Genomic DNA, 18984 nt, shown 5'->3' with positions numbered 1-18984 from the left:
CGAGATCGGCAGTCCTGGCCTATTTGGCCGAGACCGGCTCCGGCCTCGGGGCTTTCACGCCGGCCATGGCCTCGTCGCCTTCGGGACGGTTCGGGTCAGGCTGCTCCGGCGGGGGACCGAGGAAGGCGGGAACCACGAAGAAGGCGGCGACAAGGGTGAAGAACAGCGACAGGGCCAGGAGCTTGCCCATGCTCGCTGTGCCGGGATGGCTCGACAGGACGAGCGAACCGAAGGCCGTGCCGGTAGTGAGCGCCGAGAAGAAGATCGCGCGCGTCAGGCTGGAGGCCAGCATGTCGGTGACACCCGCCCTCCAGGCGATGACGTAGTAGATGTGGAAGGCGACACCCACCGCGAGCATTAGCGGCAGGGCGATGATGTTGGCGAAGTTCAGCGGCATGCCGACCACGTGCAGCGCCATCAGCGTCCACAAGGTCGCCAGCACCAGCGGCCCCAGCGTCATCGCCACGTCCCAGGGCTTACGCAGCGCCACCGACAGGATGATGAAGATGGCCACCAGAGCCGTCAGCGCCGCCTGAACGAAGGCGCCGAGGATGGTGTAGCTCGACGAGGTCGTGGCGACGGGAGCACCGGTGGCGTGGGGTGCGACCGACTGCACCTCCTTGGCGAAGCGGCGCAGAACCACGTTGTCGTTGGCATCCCCGCTCGGATGCACCTCGATCCGCGCCCGACCGTCCGAGGCGATCCACTCGGCCTTCAGCTTCGGCGGGATGTTGTCGAGGGTGACCTTCTCTGGAGCCAGCAGGCTCCGAAGTCGGACCAGCAGGGTCTTCAGGTCGGTGGTGACGGCGACGTTTGCCGCCTCCCGGATCTGCGGGGTCGCGGTCGAGAGTGCGTCGAGAGTGCCGGACAGGGAGCCCGCGGCCTTCGCGCCACCGGCATTGCCCGTCGCGATCCCCTTCAGGGCAGCGGCAGCCTCCTTCAACGCCTTGACCGTATCCGCATCAGTCGGCGGCGGCGGCTTGCGGACGGGATTGAGGATCGGTCCGAGGAGCTCGGCCGTCTCCGCGATGGTCGCGAGCTTCTGGTCCTGGTCCAGCGGCACGAAGGTATCGATGTCGATGACCTTCGCGACGGAGGGGAGGGCCTTCAGCTTGGCGGCGAGGTCGGGCACCGCCGCGACCGAAGGCGCGATCACGTCGATGAGGTTCGGGCTCGTCTCGGGATCCTTGATCAGGTCGAGATAGGTCGAGATCGATTCGACCTTGGTGCTGCGCAGGTGCATCGGGTTCGAGTCGAACGGCAGCTTGAACAGGAGCGGGATGCCCGCCACCGTGATCACGCCGACGATGATGAGCACCAGCTTGCGGTTCCGGATGATCCAGGGATCGACGCCCGACAGCCAGGTCGTCTCCACCGCCCGCGCTTCACCCTTGGGCTTGAAGACGGCGATGAGGGCAGGGAGCAGGGTCAGCGAGAACAGATACGCCACGATCATGCCGACGCCGGCGATGAGACCGAGCTCGGACACGCCTCGGAAAGCGGTTGGCAGGAAGGCGAAGAAGCCCGCCAGGAGCGAGATGGCAGCGAGGCTCAGAGACCAGCCGACCCCGCGCGCCGCGGCGCGGATCGCGCTCGACAGGTCGGGCTGCTCGAACCGGTCGGCCCTGTAGCGTACGGCGAACTGGATGCCGAAATCGATCCCCAACCCCACGAACAGGGCCGTGAACGCCACCGAGATCGGGTTCAGCTCGCCCACCATGAGGAGGCCGAGGGCGGTGGTGACGATGAGACCCGCGAAGGTGGTGATGATCACCGCCGTGACCAGGGACGGCGAGCGCAGGGCCAGCCACAGGAACAGCACGATCGCCGCGACGGTGACGCCGTTATTGAGGAGCGCGTCGTCCGAGAGCGTGGCGAACTCGTCATCCGCCACGGCCACCGGGCCGGTGAGGCGCATGCGCGGATTGTCGGCCGCATCGAGGCCGCCGAGGGTGTTGATCTTCAGGTCGGTGGCAAGGCCACGGATGAGCTTCGTCGCATCCGCGCCGGGCTGGAGCGCGGCATAATCCAGCTTCGGCTGGCTCATGATGAACTTGCGCAGCTCGGTACTCTGTGCCTTGCCGCCGGAGAGGAGCAATTGCCAGGACAGACGTGCGGGCTCGCCGGCCAGCACCTTACGCAGCACCTCGTCGATCCGCGTCATCGGACCGTCCAGGTCTTCGAGCTTGGCATCGCCGCTCTTGATGCCCTTGGCCCCGAGGCCGAGCACCCGCATGACGCCGCGCAGGGTCGGGTCGGCCGCGAGCGGACCGAGGAGCCCCTGCTGCTGGACAAGCTGCTCCATGGTCTTGGTCAGCTCCTCCTGCGGCATCAGCAGGAAGCCGTTCTTGTCGTAGAAGGGCCCGCCATCCGGGCGGTACACCGTCTCGATCTGTTCGGGATGGTCGAGCAACGCCTTGGCGAGGGAGGCGGCCGCCTCCTCGGCGACCTCGGGCGTCTTGCCGTCGATCACCGCCACGAGCGTTCCGGTCCGTTGGGGGAACGCCTTCTCGTAATTGATCTCGTCCTGCCGCCAGGGCACGTCCTTATCGATCAGACGCTCGACATCGGTGTTGATCCGGAACAGATGCGCGCCGAGCGCTGCGCTTCCGATGGTGAGAATCGCCACGAGAGTGATGACGAGCCAGCGCCTGTGGACGGAAAACGCGACGAGACGTTCGATCACAAGTATCCTGCCTGCCTAGCGACGCGGTCGCCCGAATGAGTCCGCCGGTCCCCGCGGATGCGTGGGACGGCCGGCACGTTCGACGTGGAACCGGTCTTGGTCCGGATGTCGGTTACCATCTGTCGGCGCGATCCACGAGTCCCTGGCCACGAGTCCCTGCCAAAGGCTCCTGACAAGGATCGTGACAGAAATTCCTTTGAGAACCGCCGCGACGCGCCGCTTCTCGCAGATGGGTCGTGCCGACGAGATATCCAATCTCGACCGCGCTCATACCAGTGGGAGCACCTCGCGGTCGACCGTTTCCGTAGTCATCCGCAGGTAGAAATGCAACGAGACAGGGTTATCGGGCCCGGTTCGACGGATGAGGTGCGTCCGCGCACTGCGGATGAGCTTCGCTGCGGCGCAAGGCGAAACCCCAGCTCGGACATGCCCGGGGCGCCGCATGGCAGAGTGATGCCGATGACGTGATCACGGCCCGGCGCAGTTCAGGCATACCCTGACCGACTAGGAAAAAGCACCGTGCTTTGGGATAAGGTCCGTCATCATGGCGCGGCGGACGTCATCCTGGACCAATGTGCCACGCTCTACCTGTGGCTGGCACGCTCTACCTGTGGCTGGATTGTCCCAGGATCGCTCAAACACGTCCCGTCCGCCCACCAAGGCGTCCCCATCGACCGTGGTTCTAACCTAGTTCGCTGGAATTCCGCCGCTTTTCACGGTAATGCACCCGATCATATCGGGGCCAAAAATAAGGAGCCGCGTCTTGGGTATTCCCCTCCGTTACGTCGCGAAGATTGGCGGCTACATTCTTAAGCAGCACCTCACCGGTCGCAAGCGCTACCCGCTCGTGATGATGATGGAGCCGCTGTTCCGCTGCAATCTCGCCTGCGCCGGCTGTGGAAAAATCGATTACCCGGACGAGATCCTGAACAAGCGCCTGCCCGTGGCCGACGCCCTGGAATCCGTGCGCGAGTGCGGCGCACCCATGGTCGTGATCGCCGGTGGCGAGCCGCTGCTCCACAAGGACCTGCCGCAGATCGTCGAGGGCATCATCGCGCAGAAGAAATTCGCGATCGTCTGCACGAACGCGCTGCTGCTCGAGAAGAAGATCAAGGACTACAAGCCCAGCCCGTACTTCACCTGGTCGATCCATCTCGATGGCGACAAGGAGATGCACGACCAGTCGGTGTGCCAGCGCGGCGTTTACGACAAGGCCGTCTCCGCCATCGCCAAGGCGAAGGAGATGGGCTTCCGCGTCACCATCAACTGCACCTTCTTCAACAATTCCTCGGCCGACAAGATCGCCGACTTCTTCGACACCGTGACGAAGCTCGGCATCGACGGCATCACCGTCTCGCCCGGCTATGCCTACGAGCGCGCGCCCGACCAGCAGCACTTCCTGAACCGCAAGGCCACGAAGGACCTGTTCCGCGGCGTGTTCCGGCACGGCAAGGAGAAGGGCCGCCAGAACTGGACCTTCCAGCAGTCGGGTCTGTTCCTCGACTTCCTGGCTGGTAACCAGACCTACCATTGCACCCCGTGGGGCAACCCGACCCGCACCGTGTTCGGCTGGCAGAAGCCCTGCTACCTGCTCGGCGAGGGCTACGCCGCCACCTTCAAGGAGCTGATGGAGGAGACGGACTGGGATTCCTACGGCACCGGCAATTACGAGAAGTGCGCCGATTGCATGGTCCATTCCGGATATGAGGCCTCCTCGGTGGTCGATTCCGTGAAGAAGCCCTGGAAGCCGCTGATCCACGCCATCCGTGGGATCAAGACCGAGGGCGAGATGGCTCCCGAGGTCAGCCTCGAGAACCAGCGCCCGGCCGAGTTCGTGTTCTCGCGCAACGTGGCGCAGAAGCTGTCCGAGATCAAAGCTTCGGGCGTCGACACCAAGCGTGAGGCCCGCAACCGCACGGCGGCCTGACGCCACGAGGAAGCCGTTCTTGCGTCAATAAAAAGCCCCGCGATGCAGCAGCATCGCGGGGCTTTTCGTTCATTGTACTGATTGGATACGGCGGGCAGCTACCGTGCGGCATCACCGGCAGAGCGTCGTGCGCCGGGCTCATCGAAGTCCGGCACGAGGCCAGGACGGCAGCAAGCCAGAGCGGCGAAGGCTCTTCCAGAATCCCTGGCCAGACGGATCAGAGCCGGCATATGGGTCGGGTTTCGACCGAGGGCGGTCAGAACGGCGATGATGTCGGGGTCGCCGTTCGGCTTCAGTGCCGTCGTGACGAAGGCGGGCAGAGCGCGCTCGGCCGGGTCACAGACCACGCGGATCGCGGCGAACGGGATGCCGTGGCGAGCCGCGAAATCCGCCGCCACATGGGATTCCATATCGACCGCCGCCGCCCCGGTAAGGGCATGCAGTTCGGCCTTCGCGGCCACGCTCACGACCGCTGCGTCGACCCCGGCGAGGTCCACCGAGTGCGTCGTCAGATCGGCTCTCGATAGGGCGGAGTGAATCGCGTCGCGCAGGGCGGCGTCGGTCTCGCGGCGTCCCGTTTCATCGGCAATGCCGGTGGCGATCACCACGTCGCCTGGGACCAGCGACGGATCGAGCCCTCCCGCGATGCCGAAGCTGATCACGGCACGGCATCCGGGCTCCCGACGAAGGGCGAGCAGCGCACGAAGGCGCTCCGGAGATCCACCCGCTCCCACGGCCTCGATTCCAGGGCCGGCGGCAAGCCGAGCCTCCTTGGAGAGTCCGGTGACGACGAGGATGGGGAGCATGGGATTTCCAGCCAGCACTCCCTCCCCCTCTGCGGGGGAGGGGGGCCCTCGCGTCAGCGAGGGTCGGGAGAGGGGAGCGACGTTTCCGGAGAGGCCCCCCTCCCGCATGCTTCGCAGGCACTCTCTCCCACAGAGGGGAGAGGGTCGAGGAGAGCCTACATCCCGTAGGCGACAGACCGCGTGTTGCTACGCTTGAGGTTGCGGTAGCGCGCCATGGCCCAGAGCGGGAAGAATTTCGGGTAGCCATGGTAGCGCAGGTAGAACACCCGCGGGAACCCGGTCGCCGTATAGCGCTCCTCCGACCAGAACCCGTCCGCGCCCTGCGTCCGTGTCAGGTAGTTGATGCCGCGCGTCACCGCCGGATCGTCGGCCTCGCCCGCCGCCATCAGGGCGAGGAGAGCCCAGGCGGTCTGGGACGCGGTGGAATAACCGGGCTCGAAGGCCGGATCGATCTTGTACGACGAGGCATCCTCGCCCCAGCCGCCATCGGGGTTCTGGATGCGGATCAACCAGGATACCGACTTGCGGATCTCCGGCGAGGCCGAATCGACGCCGGCGGCGTTGAGCGCGCAGAGCACCGACCAGGTGCCATAGATGAAGTTCATCCCCCAGCGCCCGTACCAGGAGCCATCCTCCTCCTGATCGTCGAGGAGGTATTTCACGCCGCGATCGAGCGCCTTCGAGGTCTCCCGGGTCTCGCCGAGCTGCGACAGCATCGAGACGACGCGGGCCGTGACGTCGGCGGTCGGCGGGTCGAGCAGGGCGCCGTGATCCGAGAACGGGATGTTGTTGAGGTAATGATGGTTGTTGTCGGCGTCGAACGCCGCCCAGCCGCCGTCGCTCGATTGCAGGCCCTCGACCCATTCCCGCGCACGGGCGATGGAGACGGCATAATCCGGTACGTCGGCGACGAGACCGTGCTGGCGCATCGCCCGGTCCATCGCCATCACTACCACGGCGGTGTCGTCGAGATCGGGGAAATGCGGGTTGGCGTATTGGAACGCCCAGCCGCCGGGGCGGACATTGGGACGGCCGGCCGCCCAGTCGCCCTTGATGTCGAGCACCTGGAGCGGACGCAGCCAATCGAGCCCGCGCCGGGCCTGGTGCTCGGCATCGGGGCCGCCGGCTTCGAGCAGGGCGTGACCGGCCAAGGCCGTATCCCAGACCGGCGAGAGGCAGGGCTGGACATAGGCCTCGTGCTCCTTGACGACGACCAGCTTCTCGACCGCCTCGCAGGCGATCAGCACCTGCGGGTGATCGGCCGGATAGCCGAGCACTTCGTACATGAGCACAGTGTTAACCATGGCCGGGAAGATGGCGCCGAGGCCGTCCTCGCCGTTGAGGCGCTCGCTCGTCCAGGCAACGGCCTTGTCGATGCCGCGCTGACGGCGCTTCTTCGGGAAGTAATCCTGCGTGACCTGCAGCAGCCGGTCGATGGCGCCGAAGATCGGCGTCCAGGGCCAGGTCGCATGCGGGCTGCCGGGCCAGGAGCGTACATGCTCCGGCGGCGTCACGAACAATTCGGGAATGCCGAGACCGAGCGGGTTCTTGGCGAGGGGCTTCTTCGCCTGCAGCACCAGCAGGGGCACGATCACGCAGCGTGCCCAATAGGAGATCTTGTCGAGGTGGAAGGGAAACCACTTCGGCAGATGCATGATCTCGACGGGCATCACCGGCACGGCGCGCCAGGGCACCTCGCCGAACAGAGCCAGCAGGAACCGGGTGAACACGTTGGAATTGGCGGCACCGCCACGCGAGAGGATCGCCTCGCGGGCGCGACGCATGTGGGGAGCCTCGATCGAGTCGCCGACGAATTTCAGCGCGTAATAGGCTTTCACACTGGCGCTCATATCGAACGGCCCGTCATGGACCAGCGACCACCCGCCATGCTTTCCTTGCGTCCGGCGCAGGTAATTGCCGATCTTGGCCATCAGGTCGGGCGGAATGGTCGTCGCCCGGAACTGATGGAACATGATGTATTCGGAGGGGATCGTGGCATCCGCTTCGAGTTCGAAACAGAGATGCCCGTCCGCATGGACGAGATTCGTCAGGGCCTGCGTCGCCCGCATGACTCCATGCTCGACGTCGTCCAGGGAAATCTCCTGGGTCTTGGGACGCTGGAGCGTCTCGACCTTCTTGAATGCCTCTCGCATCATCCTCGCCTCAGTGCCGCCTGACGCGGCCCCTTCCTCACGCCGCGCCGCGCGTCACAGCTTCACGGCGCGCAGGCGCGCCTTTAAGGAGCGCTTGCGCGGCCGTCGTTCCCGAACGGATCGCTCCCTCTATCGTCGATGGCAGGCCGGTCGCGGTCCAGTCGCCCGCCAGGACGAGATTGTCGTGGGCCGTCACGGCACTCGCGCGCCGCGCGGCCTCTTCGGGCGTCGCCGCGAAGGTCGCCCGTTTCTCCTTGACGATCTGCCAGCTTGGCAGTTCCGGTGCAAGTCCGGTCAAAGTCGAGATCTCAGCCCAGATCTGCTTCGCCAAGTCTTCCCGCGGCATATCCAGCAGGCGATCGGCACCGCTGATGGTGACCGACAGTCGATCCGGATAGGCGAATAACCATTCCGTCAAACCGTTCACCACACCGAGCAATAACGGCGAGCCCTGTGGAGGAAGGATCGCGAAATGAGCATTGACGATGGAGCGGTAGGATTGCGGAGCCGAAAGTCCTGGGATCAGGTCGGTCGCGACCCAGGGCGGCAGGGCCAGAACCACCGAATCATCGGGACCGAGCGTCACCGATTCGTCGTTGAACAACAGGGTATCGACCCGACCCGCATCGGCGCCGAGGCCGCGCAGGCGACGGCCGAAGCGCATCTCGGCGCCGTGCCTGGCCAGATACGACAAGGCGGGATCGACGAAGGCGACCGAAAGGCCGCCTACGGCGATGAGGGGCCGACAAGCGGCGCCGCCCGCGCCCAGGGTTTCGCGCAGGATCGTGGCGGCGAGCCCGACATCGCTTTCCTGCGGGTCGGTGTTCAGGGCGGCGAGCAGCACCGGATGCCAAAGGCGCTCGTAGAGCGGCCCGGAACATTCCATGCGTTCCCCGATCGTGCCCGCACGGCCGGGGGCCTTGCCCGAGGCGGCCCGGAGGATGCTCAGGGGCGCGAGATAATCCATCGCCCGGCTGCCCGGCACCCGCCGCGACGCCTGCAGCACCCACCACGGCACCCGCCCGGCATTCGGCCGAAGGGTCCAGCGCTCACCGGTCTTCAGGTCGGCGAAGGGGAATTCGGCCTCTTCCGGCCCGGTCAGGGCATCGGCGGGGGCGCCCACCAGCTTCAGGAAGTCGAGGGACGAACGGTTGCCCGACAGCAACAGGTGGTTGCCGTTGTCGATGGTCAGGCCGAGCGTCGAGTCATAGTAGGAGCGGCAGCGCCCGCCGGCCTGCTTGGCCGCTTCATGGACGACCACGCGCCGACCGCGCTCGGCGAGGGACACCGCCGCGGACAGGCCCGCGAGCCCGGCACCGACGACATGGACCGTTCCGGTCTGCATTTGCGTCATCATACAATCCCGTGGCGCAGCGCGACGCCGAGCAGGGCCAGCTTCGAGGGCTTCACGCGAGCGCGCGGCATGGTCCAGCCCCGCGTCAGCACCGCGTCGAGATAAAGGCGGTAGGCGGCCGCCATCAGGCGGGGAGCCTTGGTTTCCTTGCGCGGATTGCGGTCGATGATCGTCCAAGTGTCGCGGTAATGGGCTTCGGCCTCCCTGGCCACGGCGATGCAGACCTCGCCGATGCGCGGATGAGCGATGGCGGCCTGGGGCGTCGGATCGGTAAGGCCGATGGCGGCGAGCTTCTCGCGCGGCAGGTAAAGACGGCCGCGCTCCGCATCCTCGTCGATGTCGCGCAGGATGTTGGTGAGCTGCAGCGCGCGGCCCTCGTGATGGGCGAGGCGGATGCCATCGGCCTCGGGCAGGCCGAAGATGCGCACGGACAGCCGCCCGACCGCGCTGGCGACCCGGTCGCAATAGAGATCGAGGGTGGCCTCGTCGGGGGCGACGATATCCTCGAACGCATCCATCGCCATGCCGTCGATGACCGCCTGGAAATCCTCGCGGAGCAATCCGTAGCGGCGGATGGGTACCACGAGGTCGCGCACGCGCGGAGCCGGGTTTCCGGCATAAAGAGCATCGATATCGGCGCGCCAGCGGTCGAGTTCGGCCGCGCGGACGGGCGCCGGACCACCATCGTCGGCGACGTCGTCCACCGAACGGCAGAAGGCGTAGACCGCGTACATCGCCTCCCGGCGATCCTTCGGCAGCAGCCGCATGGCGGTGTAGAACGAAGACCCGGCGGCCGGCAGGGCGGCGTCCTGCGCCATCGCGGGTTCCTGGGCGGGTGATGCGGTGGCGCTCATGACTGCGCTCCCTGGCTCGCGACGCGCGTGGACTGTCGGCGCAGGATGCGCGAGCGGAACGGACGCCGCGCCAGGGTCGAGGCGATTCCGCCCAGAGCCGTCAGGGCAAAGCCTGCCTTGCCGTGATGGACCTTCTCGGAGAGCGGGTCGCGCGTGAGCAGCCCCTTCGTGAGCACCACGGCGAGACGGTGGATCGCCGCAATCTCGAGGCTCAGGCGCAGGTCGTCGATCAGATCGGGCAGCACCGCGCCCTCGTCGAGGAGGACCATGGTCCGCTCGGCGAGTTCACGGATGACCGCACGCAGGGCAGGGGAGGCCTTGTCGGCGGCGAGCGCTTCCACGGAGACGCCGTGGCGCTCCAGCACGTCCCGCGGCAGGTAGACCCGGTCGTTGCGGCGATAATCCTTCGCGCAATCCTGCAGGTGGTTGATGAGCTGGAGCGCGGCGCAGATCGCGTCCGACGGCCCCCAGACCACGGCCGGGTCCTCGCCATGCACGTCGAGGACGAAGCGGCCCACGGGCATGGCCGAGAGACGGCAATAGGCGATGAGGTCGTCCCAATCCTCATACCGGTTCTTCCGCGCGTCGAGGCGGAAGGCGTCGAGGAGTTCGAGGGCATGCGTCGCCGGAAGGCCGCGCGCGGCGAGTTCCCGCTTCAGCGGCTCAGCCTCACGGTCGGAGGGCCCCTTGCCGGTCAGCGCGTCGGCGAGGTTGTCGAGAAGCTCGACCTTGCGCTCGGGCGGCAGCTCGGCATGGTCGGCGACGTCGTCACCCGCACGCACGAAATCGTAGAAAGCCAGGATCGCGCCGCGATTCTTCGGGTGGATCAGGTGGGAGGCGACGGGAAAGTTCTCGTCCTTGTGCCCCTTGCCCGAACGCGCGTCCGTCGCGCTGTCGAGGGTTGCGGTCACTTCAGATACCCCGATTGGCGGAACCAGCCGAGGGCGTCCGACAGCCCCTCGCGGTAGGGCCGCGCGGAATAGCCGAGTTCGGCCCGTGCCTTGGCATCGGTGAAGAACATGCGGTAGCGCGACATCTTGATGCCGTCGATGGTCGCGAAGGGCGTCTTGCCGGTGATCCGGGCCATCTGTTCGGAGATGAACGCGATCGGGTAGACCACGGCGCGCGGCAGGTTGATGGTCGGCGCCTTGCGGCCGACCATGCCGGCGATGTCGGCGAGCATCTGCGACAGAAGCACGTTCTCGCCGCCCAGGATGTAGCGCTCGCCGGTGCGGCCATGGCGCAGGGCCAGGAGATGGCCGTAGGCCACGTCGTCCACATGAGCGAGGTTGAGGCCGGTATCGACGAAGGCGGGCATCCGCCCGAGGGCCGCCTCGACGATGATCCGCCCGGTGGGGGTCGGCTTGACGTCGCGGGGGCCGATGGGCGTCGACGGGTTGACGATGACCACGGGCAGGCCGTTACGCGCCGCCATCTCCTCGACCACGCGCTCGGAGACGACCTTGCTGCGCTTGTAGGCGCCGATGGCCGTGCCGGGGGTGAGAGGACGCGTTTCGTCGGCGGGAGTGCCGTCGTTATGCGGCTTGATGGTGGCGACGCTGGATGTGTAGACGATCCGCTCGATCCCCGCCCTCAGCGCCTCCTCCATGAGGATGATGGCGCCGTCGCGGTTGGTGCGGACGATCTCTTCCGGGTCTGGCGCCCAGAGCCGGTAATCGGCGGCGGCGTGGACGAGGTAGCGCTGGCCAGCGAGAGCGGCGGCGACCGACGCGCGATCGCGCATGTCGCCCTCGACGATCTCGACGTCGTTCCAGACGAGGTTGGTGCGCGGGGAGGAGGCCCGCACCATGATCCGCACGGAGAAGCCGGCCTTGCGGAACACGTCCACGAGGGCGGCACCGAGGAACCCACTCGCTCCGGTGATGAGAACCGGGCCGGCTTCGTAACGGTTCTCTTTGAACCTGCCGGAGGAGGTGGCCTCTGTCATTTCTCTCGTAGGGTCAGGGGATTGCACAGGAAGACGCGCCGGTGCGAACCGGCATTATGCCCGGTCTTTTCTCATCGATGGGCGAGGCGAACAAGCGCAGCGCGGCCACACACGGAGACTTCCGTGCGCGGCCACACGCCAGGGGCCGGAGGTCAGGCGAGACGCAGACGTCCGGCCTTCTGCTCGGGCAGGGTGGCCTGAACGGTGCGGACGATGCTGTCCGCGTCGAGGCCGGCCTCGGCATACATGGTGTCGGGGCTGTTGTGGTCCTGGTAGGTATCCGGCAGCGTCAGCGTCCGTACCCGTACCCGGCCCGCATCGAGCGCGCCCTTCTCCGACAGGAGATGCAGCACCATAGCCCCGAAACCGCCGACCGAGCCCTCTTCCAGGGTGATCAGAACCTCGTGGCTCGCCGCCAGATCGAGGATCATCGCCTCGTCGAGCGGCTTGGCGAAGCGCGCATCCGCCACCGTCACGGCGATCCCCGCCGTCTCGAGCAAGTCCGCCGCCTTCAAGGCTTCGCCCAGACGCGTGCCCAGGCTCAACAGCGCCACCCGTGCGCCCTCGGGACGCCGCACGATCCGGCCCTTGCCGATCGGCAGCGGCACGCCGCGCTCGGGCAGGTCGACACCGACCCCCTCGCCGCGCGGGTAGCGCAGCGCGATCGGGCCGCTGTCATGGGCATGCTGGGTCGCCACCATGTGGACCAGCTCGGCCTCGTCGGAGGCCGCCATCACCGTCATGTTCGGCAGGCAGCAGAGATAGGCGAGATCGAACGCGCCCGCATGGGTCGCCCCGTCCGCACCCACCAGACCCGCCCGGTCGAGGCAGAACCGCACGGGCAGGTTCTGCAAAGCCACATCGTGCACGACCTGATCGTAGGCCCGCTGCAGGAAGGTCGAGTAGATCGCCACGAACGGCTTGTAGCCCTCCGTCGCCAGACCGCCCGCGAACGTCACCGCATGCTGCTCGGCGATGCCCACATCGAAGGTCCGGTCCGGATGCGCCTTGCCGAACAGGTCGATCCCGGTGCCGCCCGGCATCGCGGCGGTGATCGCCACCACCTTGTCGTCGGCATCCGCCGCCTTGATCAGGCTCTCGCCGAAGACCCGCGTATAGGCCGGCGCGTTCGGCTTGGCCTTGGCCTGCACGCCCGACAGGACGTCGAACTTCACCACGCCATGATAGCGGTCGGCCGACGCCTCGGCCGGGGCGTAGCCCTTGCCCTTCTGGGTCACGACATGGAGCAGGATCGGGCCCTGGTCCGAATCGCGCACGTTCTTCAGGATCGGCAGGAGATGGTCGAGGTTGTGCCCGTCGACCGGGCCGACATAGTGGAAGCCCATCTCCTCGAACATCGTGCCGCCGCCCACCACCAGGGAGCGGGCGTATTCCTCCGCCGCCGCGGCGCGCTGGTAGATCGCCTTCGGCAGCAGCTTGCCTAGCTGCTTGGCCGTCTCGCGCAGGCCGCGATAGGTCCCGCCCGAGGCCAGGCGCGCGAAATAGGCCGACATCGCCCCCACCGGCGGGGCGATCGACATGTCGTTGTCGTTCAGGATCACGATCAGCCGCGAATGCAGCGCGCCGGCATTGTTCATCGCCTCGTAGGCCATGCCCGCCGACATCGAGCCGTCGCCGATCACCGCCACCATGTTGCGGCGCTTCGGAACGGGCTGGCCCTTGGCCTTGGCCGTCGCCTCGTCGAGGTCGCGGCCCACCGCCATGCCGAGCGCCGCCGAGATCGAGGTCGAGGAATGCGCCGCCCCGAACGGGTCGTAGACGCTCTCCGACCGCTTGGTGAAGCCCGACAACCCGCCCGGCTGGCGCAGCGTCCGGATCCGGTCGCGCCGCCCCGTCAGAATCTTGTGCGGGTAGGCCTGGTGCCCGACATCCCACACGATCCGGTCGTCGGGCGTGTCGAACACGTGATGCAGCGCCACCGTCAGCTCGACCACGCCGAGCCCCGACCCGAGGTGACCGCCCGTCACCGACACCGCGTCGATCATCTCTAGACGCACAGCGTCCGCCACCGCCTGAAGCTGGCTCTCAGGAAGCGCGCGAAGAGCAGACGTCTCGTCAAGCCCGTCGAGGATCGAGGTTTCTATCCGTGACAATGGCCCACTCACTTCTTTGAATCAGGTAACCGATCGACAGCGCGCCCCACCTGCCGCTATCGGCTTCGGGCGAGACATCCGTCGATCCTGGCTTTGGCGACTTTCATGCAGCGTGGCCGCCGTGACCAACGCGCATTATAACGCTACCGTCGGTCAATGCCACGCCGCCATATCGAGTCTTCTGGCCGTGCCCCACGCATTTGGTGCCTGGAACGGCCGAAGGAGGTAAGGATTTGTGGCTGATCGATCAATGTCGAAGATTGGCTTTTCGCACGGCGATGACTTCACGGCGAGCCCGAATGACCTGTTGTCGACCCCTGTCCGCGATGGTGCTCTTGGGCATTTCTGCCTGTGTGACGCTTTGTCCTGAACCATCGGTGGCGTCTCCCCGATCCCGCCAGAGCTTCTGGGACGGCGTCCCGGCGCCGGTCTTCGAATTCAGGCTCCCATGCGACAGACTCGATGGGTGCAGCCATCCCGGCGCGTCGCAGCAGCCCGACCGGCGGGTCCACCCCTTCGAGGGAACGCTCGGCCGGCCCTGTGGCTATCGCTGGCGTCCGACCCCCTCCGGCACGCGCAAGGTCCGGGTCTGCTATTGAGGGTCATCCTCCCGGAAGCCGCCTCGCCGAGGGTACGCCTCAGGCGGCTGCCACATGGGGCGGCGTTCCTGTTCGTCGGAATGTTGGTTTCGGCGGAGGAGAGCCGGGCGGGCGTCGCCTGCCCCTCCCTGTTCGCTCGCGGGCAGGTACCGGTGATCGTCAACCGCAAGCTCGCCGCGGAGACGACGAGCCTCTGCTACGAGGCTTTCGCGGTGCTGCATTCGGGCGTGTCGCGCACCCCCGTCTACGCCTCCGAACATCTGACGCGGGCGAGCGTCGCTGCGGCGCGCATCGTCGATCGGACCGATTCCTTCCACGAGGAAGACCGACTGCCGGTGGCTAGCCGCGCCCGGCTCGACGATTATGTCCGTAGTGGCTTCGACCGGGGCCATATGGCGCCTGCCGGGGACATGCCGAGCGAGTCGGCGCAAGCCGAATCCTTCACGCTGGCCAATGTGGTGCCCCAGGACCGTGCCCTGAACCGGGGCCTGTGGGCTGCGATCGAGGAGAGCGTCCGACGCCTCGCCGTGGCGCGGGGGCAGCTCTTCGTCGTCACCGGGACGATCTATGCGGGCACGAGCATCGACTCTCTCGACGGGCTTGTCCTGGTGCCGACGTCACTGTTCAAGGCAGTGTACGATCCGGCCCGCGGCGAGGCGGCGGCTTATCTCGTGCCGAACCGCGCCGATGCGGACTGGCGGTCGATCCCGCTCGGCGAGTTGACGACGCTCTCGGGGATCGACGTCTTTCCCGGGCTCGTCGCTTCCATGATGGACCTGCCCGAACCGCGCACCTATTCCCGGGGCGACACGGCGGGTGGGCGACCGAAAGGGCGCACGCGCGATGAGCCGAGCTTCGAGGAATGGGCCCTTGCAACCCTCGAGCGGATCGCGCGGCGTGTGCTTCGCGAGTTTCTGAAGTCGATCTTCTGAACGCTCGAACGAGACGAGAGGCGGATATGACGAAGCCGGATGAGACCGGAACGGCCACGATGAGGACGGAACCTGACGCCTTCACGCCCTTCGCGGATGACGCCACGGTCGAGACCATCGGCGGCCTCTCGGTGGAGAACGGCACCCTGGCGATCGCCCTTCACGGCAGCCTCGATCTCTCACGGGACAAAGCGGGGCTGGAACGGGCGCGCAGGCTCAGAACCATCGCAGAGGAGATCGTCGCCGTGCTCGAAACGGCCGACCTGCCGGACGAGGTGACGCGAACGGCCTCGAACACGCGAAAAGTCGAGAACCCTTTCGCGTGAGCCGCTTCGGCGTAGCTTCGACCCCGCGCAGAAAGGGCTCTTCCGCTCCCCTTGCGGACCATACCCGTTCTTGCCGCTGACCCGCCGCCCTGGTAGGTCCAACCATTGTCCGACGCGGTGCGGTTTCAAGGATGGCACGACGCCGTTCGATGCCACCGCACGTGGGACGGACCGGGCAGACCAGAGCAACGCGCGCCGCCCTCATGGCGCGCGACCTCGGCGGCGAGCCCCATTCACGCCATTTCCGGCGGCCGATCAAGCGCCCAAGCGCCGCGCCGCCCAGCAATAGTCAAGGATACCGGACGCTCATGGCGCGCGAATTCATCTACCACATGAAGGGTCTGACCAAGACCTATACCGGCGGCAAGAAGATCCTCGATAACGTCAACCTGTCGTTCTATCCGGACGCCAAGATCGGCGTGCTCGGCATCAACGGCTCGGGCAAGTCGACCCTGCTCAAGATCATGGCCGGCATCGACACCGAGTGGACCGGCGAGGGCTTCGTCGCCCAGGGCGCCCGCGTCGGCTACCTGCCACAGGAGCCGCAGCTCGATCCCAACAAGTCGGTGCGCGAGAACGTGATGGAGGGCGTCGCCGAGAAGCAGGCGCTGCTCGACCGCTACAACGAACTCGCGATGAACTATTCCGAGGAGACGGCGGACGAGATGACCGCCCTCCAGGACCAGATCGAAGCCAAGGATCTGTGGGAACTCGACTCGAAGGTCGATCAGGCCATGGAGGCCCTCGGCTGCCCCAGCGACGAGCAGCCGGTCGCCACCCTGTCGGGTGGCGAGCGCCGCCGCGTGGCGCTCTGCAAGCTGCTGCTCTGGGAGCCGGAACTGCTCCTCCTCGACGAGCCCACCAACCATCTCGACGCCGAGACGGTGAACTGGCTCGAAGGCCACCTGAAGCAATATCCCGGCGCGATCCTGATCGTGACCCACGATCGCTACTTCCTCGACAACGTCACCGGCTGGATCCTCGAACTCGACCGCACCCGCGGCTACCCCTACGAGGGCAACTACTCGGCCTGGCTGATTCAGAAGCAGAAGCGCCTTGCCCAGGAAGGCCGTGAGGACATGGCGCGCCAGCGCGCCATCAACCGCGAGCAGGAATGGATCTCGGCCTCGCCCAAGGCCCGCCAGTCGAAGTCGAAGGCCCGCATCACCCGCTACGAGGAGCTCGTGGCGAAGTCTCAGGACAAGATCGACGCTTCGGCCCAGATCGTCATTCCCATCGACGAGCGCCTCGGCAACAACGTCATCGAGTTCGAGCACCTCAACAAGGCGTTCGGCGACCGCCTGCTGATCGAGGACCTGTCGTTCAAATTGCCTCCCGGCGGCATCGTCGGCGTCATCGGGCCGAACGGCGCCGGCAAGACGACATTGTTCAAGATGATCACCGGCCAGGAGAAGCCCGATGGCGGCACTATCTCCGTCGGCGAGACCGTGCATCTCGGCTATGTCGACCAGTCGCGCGATGCCCTCGATCCCGGTGCCACGGTCTGGCAGGAAGTCTCGGGCGGCAACGACATCATTTATTTCAACAAGCGCGAAATCAATTCTCGCGCCTATTGCGCGGCCTTCGCCTTCAAGGGCTCCGACCAGCAGAAGAAGGTCGGCACACTGTCGGGCGGCGAGCGCAACCGCGTGCATCTGGCCCGCACGCTCAAGGGCGGCGCCAACGTGCTGCTGCTCGACGAGCCCACCAACGATCTCGACATGGAGACCCTGCGGGCGCTCGAAGAGGCGCTGGAGGATTATGCCGGCTGCGCCGTCATCATCAGCCACGATCGCTGGTTCCTGAACCGGATCGCCACCCACATCCTCGCCTTCGAAGGCGAGAGCCATGTGGAATGGTTCGAGGGCAACTTCTCGGATTACGAGGAGGACAAGAAGCGCCGTCTCGGCGCCGATTCCCTGATGCCGAAGAAGATCAAGTACAAGAAGTTCTCGCGCTGACGACGCGGCCCGGTCCAAGACCGGGCCGTTTTCGTATGGCCCGGCGGGAGACCAAGGCGACGATGCCGCACCTTGTCGATCGGGTAGCGGCATTGTTCTTGCCAAGCCCTGCAGAACTCACCCCGGTCTTCACCTAAGACCGGCACGATGTCGGCAGGAGGGTCAGCGTTGAAGCAAAGATGATCGAAACGTTACCGATCTCGATGTCTTCGGCTTTTCGCCCCGTCGAACGAAATTTCTAAGGGCGCCGCCTCCGTATCGATAGAGATCGGCCGACGACGCTCGTTTCTACGTTAGGGTGTGGCTCGCGGGTCATAGGCGAGCCGTGGGAGAGGGGCTAATTTGACCTGAAGGTCAGCCCCCACGGACATCCTCATCATGATCGCGAAGCTTCTTCTCGCCGGCACCGCCTCCGTTCTTCTGGCCGGCGCCGCTTCGGCCGCGGATCTTCCGCGCCGCGCCGCTCCCCCGCCGGTCTTCTCGCCCGTCCCGGTCTTCACCTGGACCGGCTTCTATCTCGGCACCCACAGCTCCTACGCCTGGAGCGACGATCAGACGATCCGCACCACCGGCAACAACGGCCCCGGCAGTGGGTTCACCAACACCCAGCTGAACGTCGCCCAGAACCGTCGTCCCGGGACCTTCCGTTCTGAGCAGGACGGCATCGGCAATGTCGGCGGTGGGATCGGCTACAACTACCAGCTCACCCCCGGTTCGGGTTTTGTGATCGGCTTGAACGCTGACGTGACCTGGACCGACATCAGCAAGAGCTACGCCTATTTCGGCCCGGCTCTAGCTGCCAATGCCGGCATCCCCGATCCCAGCAACCTGCGCCAGCGCCTCGACTACCTTGGAACCGTCCAGGGCCGTATCGGCTACGCCTTCGACACGGTCCTCGTCTACGGCACCGGCGGCTTCGCCTACGGCAACGTCAATTACGGCGCCAACTTCTTCAACGGCGCCGGCGCTCTGGCTTATGCCGGCCGCTACAACGACATGGAGACCGGCTACGCTTATGGCGGCGGCATCGAGTGGGCGATCCCCACCGACAGCTTCCTCAACCGTTTCAACTTCATCGGCAGCTTCATCGGCGCCAGCGCCATCACGCTGAAGGCCGAGTACCTGCATTACGACCTCGGCAGCCGTAACGTGCTGGTGAACGCCACCGGCCTCACCGCGGCAACCGGTTCCTACACCTCGCGCTTCAGCACCGAGGGCAACCTCATCAAGGCCGGCTTCAACTACAAGTTCGGCGGCCTCTGAGGTTCGACTCTGCCGGAGCGGTCTTCGCTTCGGCAGTAAAACGACAGCGAAAGCCCTCAAA

The 18984-nt window shown here is 66.3% G+C and carries 13 protein-coding genes; 5 read left to right on the top strand and 8 right to left on the bottom strand.

Annotation, left to right across the window (positions count from 1 at the left end):
• Nucleotides 1-19: 19 nt before the first annotated feature.
• Nucleotides 20-2686: an MMPL family transporter gene (locus RQI43_RS07085; RefSeq protein ID WP_311274678.1), complete on the bottom strand. Its 2667-nt coding sequence runs from the start codon at nt 2684-2686 to the stop codon at nt 20-22.
• A 763-nt stretch (nt 2687-3449) separates the two neighbouring features.
• Between RQI43_RS07085 and hpnH the strand changes: the two genes are divergently transcribed.
• Nucleotides 3450-4613, top strand: a complete 1164-nt coding sequence (gene hpnH, locus RQI43_RS07080) for an adenosyl-hopene transferase HpnH (protein ID WP_018044393.1) — start codon at nt 3450-3452, stop codon at nt 4611-4613.
• Between the two features lie 98 nt (nt 4614-4711).
• Here hpnH and RQI43_RS07075 read toward each other — a convergent pair whose 3' ends face one another.
• From RQI43_RS07075 to dxs, 7 genes are all read right to left on the bottom strand, one after another.
• The gene (locus RQI43_RS07075; RefSeq protein WP_311274677.1) at nt 4712-5419 is read right to left on the bottom strand and encodes a phosphorylase; all 708 of its coding nucleotides are present in this window, start codon (nt 5417-5419) and stop codon (nt 4712-4714) included.
• 155 nt (nt 5420-5574) lie between these two features.
• The gene (gene shc, locus RQI43_RS07070) at nt 5575-7572 is read right to left on the bottom strand and encodes a squalene--hopene cyclase (RefSeq protein ID WP_207410755.1); all 1998 of its coding nucleotides are present in this window, start codon (nt 7570-7572) and stop codon (nt 5575-5577) included.
• 37 nt (nt 7573-7609) lie between these two features.
• On the bottom strand, nt 7610-8926 hold the full coding sequence (hpnE, locus tag RQI43_RS07065) for a hydroxysqualene dehydroxylase HpnE (protein ID WP_311274763.1): 1317 nt from the start codon (nt 8924-8926) through the stop codon (nt 7610-7612).
• A complete protein-coding gene (gene hpnD / locus RQI43_RS07060) occupies nt 8926-9780 on the bottom strand; it encodes a presqualene diphosphate synthase HpnD (protein WP_311274676.1) in 855 nt (284 codons plus the stop codon). Before hpnD ends, hpnE begins: the two co-directional genes overlap by 1 nt.
• Nucleotides 9777-10691: a squalene synthase HpnC gene (gene hpnC / locus RQI43_RS07055; protein WP_311274675.1), complete on the bottom strand. Its 915-nt coding sequence runs from the start codon at nt 10689-10691 to the stop codon at nt 9777-9779. The genes hpnD and hpnC overlap by 4 nt, the downstream gene beginning before the upstream one ends.
• The gene (gene hpnA, locus RQI43_RS07050; RefSeq protein WP_311274674.1) at nt 10688-11728 is read right to left on the bottom strand and encodes a hopanoid-associated sugar epimerase; all 1041 of its coding nucleotides are present in this window, start codon (nt 11726-11728) and stop codon (nt 10688-10690) included. The genes hpnC and hpnA overlap by 4 nt, the downstream gene beginning before the upstream one ends.
• Nucleotides 11729-11880: 152 nt before the next feature.
• Nucleotides 11881-13842 (bottom strand): 1-deoxy-D-xylulose-5-phosphate synthase, encoded by a 1962-nt coding sequence (gene dxs / locus RQI43_RS07045; RefSeq protein ID WP_311274673.1) that lies wholly within the window; start codon nt 13840-13842, stop codon nt 11881-11883.
• Between the two features lie 679 nt (nt 13843-14521).
• On the opposite strand from dxs, the gene RQI43_RS07040 reads away from it, so the two are divergent.
• The 4 genes from RQI43_RS07040 to RQI43_RS07025 all read left to right on the top strand — a co-directional run bounded on the left by RQI43_RS07040 (nt 14522) and on the right by RQI43_RS07025 (nt 18923).
• A complete protein-coding gene (locus tag RQI43_RS07040; RefSeq protein WP_311274762.1) occupies nt 14522-15373 on the top strand; it encodes a DNA/RNA non-specific endonuclease in 852 nt (283 codons plus the stop codon).
• A gap of 59 nt (nt 15374-15432) precedes the next feature.
• The gene (locus tag RQI43_RS07035; RefSeq protein ID WP_056429228.1) at nt 15433-15699 is read left to right on the top strand and encodes a hypothetical protein; all 267 of its coding nucleotides are present in this window, start codon (nt 15433-15435) and stop codon (nt 15697-15699) included.
• A gap of 308 nt (nt 15700-16007) precedes the next feature.
• A complete protein-coding gene (gene ettA, locus RQI43_RS07030; RefSeq protein ID WP_056429151.1) occupies nt 16008-17660 on the top strand; it encodes an energy-dependent translational throttle protein EttA in 1653 nt (550 codons plus the stop codon).
• A gap of 378 nt (nt 17661-18038) precedes the next feature.
• A complete protein-coding gene (locus RQI43_RS07025; protein ID WP_311274672.1) occupies nt 18039-18923 on the top strand; it encodes a porin family protein in 885 nt (294 codons plus the stop codon).
• Nucleotides 18924-18984: the final 61 nt, after the last annotated feature.

This window comes from Methylobacterium sp. WCS2018Hpa-22, from assembly GCF_031843785.1.
Lineage (GTDB): Bacteria > Pseudomonadota > Alphaproteobacteria > Rhizobiales > Beijerinckiaceae > Methylobacterium.
This window is presented reverse-complemented; position numbering and strand designations above follow the sequence as displayed.

Coding starts and splice junctions, on each gene's coding strand:
- shc (WP_207410755.1), bottom strand. CDS start 7,572: ATGCGAGAGGCATTCAAGAAGGTCGAGACGCTCCAGCGTCCCAAGACC.
- RQI43_RS07035 (WP_056429228.1), top strand. CDS start 15,433: ATGAGGACGGAACCTGACGCCTTCACGCCCTTCGCGGATGACGCCACG.
- RQI43_RS07075 (WP_311274677.1), bottom strand. CDS start 5,419: ATGCTCCCCATCCTCGTCGTCACCGGACTCTCCAAGGAGGCTCGGCTT.
- hpnA (WP_311274674.1), bottom strand. CDS start 11,728: ATGACAGAGGCCACCTCCTCCGGCAGGTTCAAAGAGAACCGTTACGAA.
- ettA (WP_056429151.1), top strand. CDS start 16,008: ATGGCGCGCGAATTCATCTACCACATGAAGGGTCTGACCAAGACCTAT.
- RQI43_RS07040 (WP_311274762.1), top strand. CDS start 14,522: ATGTTGGTTTCGGCGGAGGAGAGCCGGGCGGGCGTCGCCTGCCCCTCC.
- hpnD (WP_311274676.1), bottom strand. CDS start 9,780: ATGAGCGCCACCGCATCACCCGCCCAGGAACCCGCGATGGCGCAGGAC.
- RQI43_RS07025 (WP_311274672.1), top strand. CDS start 18,039: ATGATCGCGAAGCTTCTTCTCGCCGGCACCGCCTCCGTTCTTCTGGCC.
- hpnE (WP_311274763.1), bottom strand. CDS start 8,926: ATGACGCAAATGCAGACCGGAACGGTCCATGTCGTCGGTGCCGGGCTC.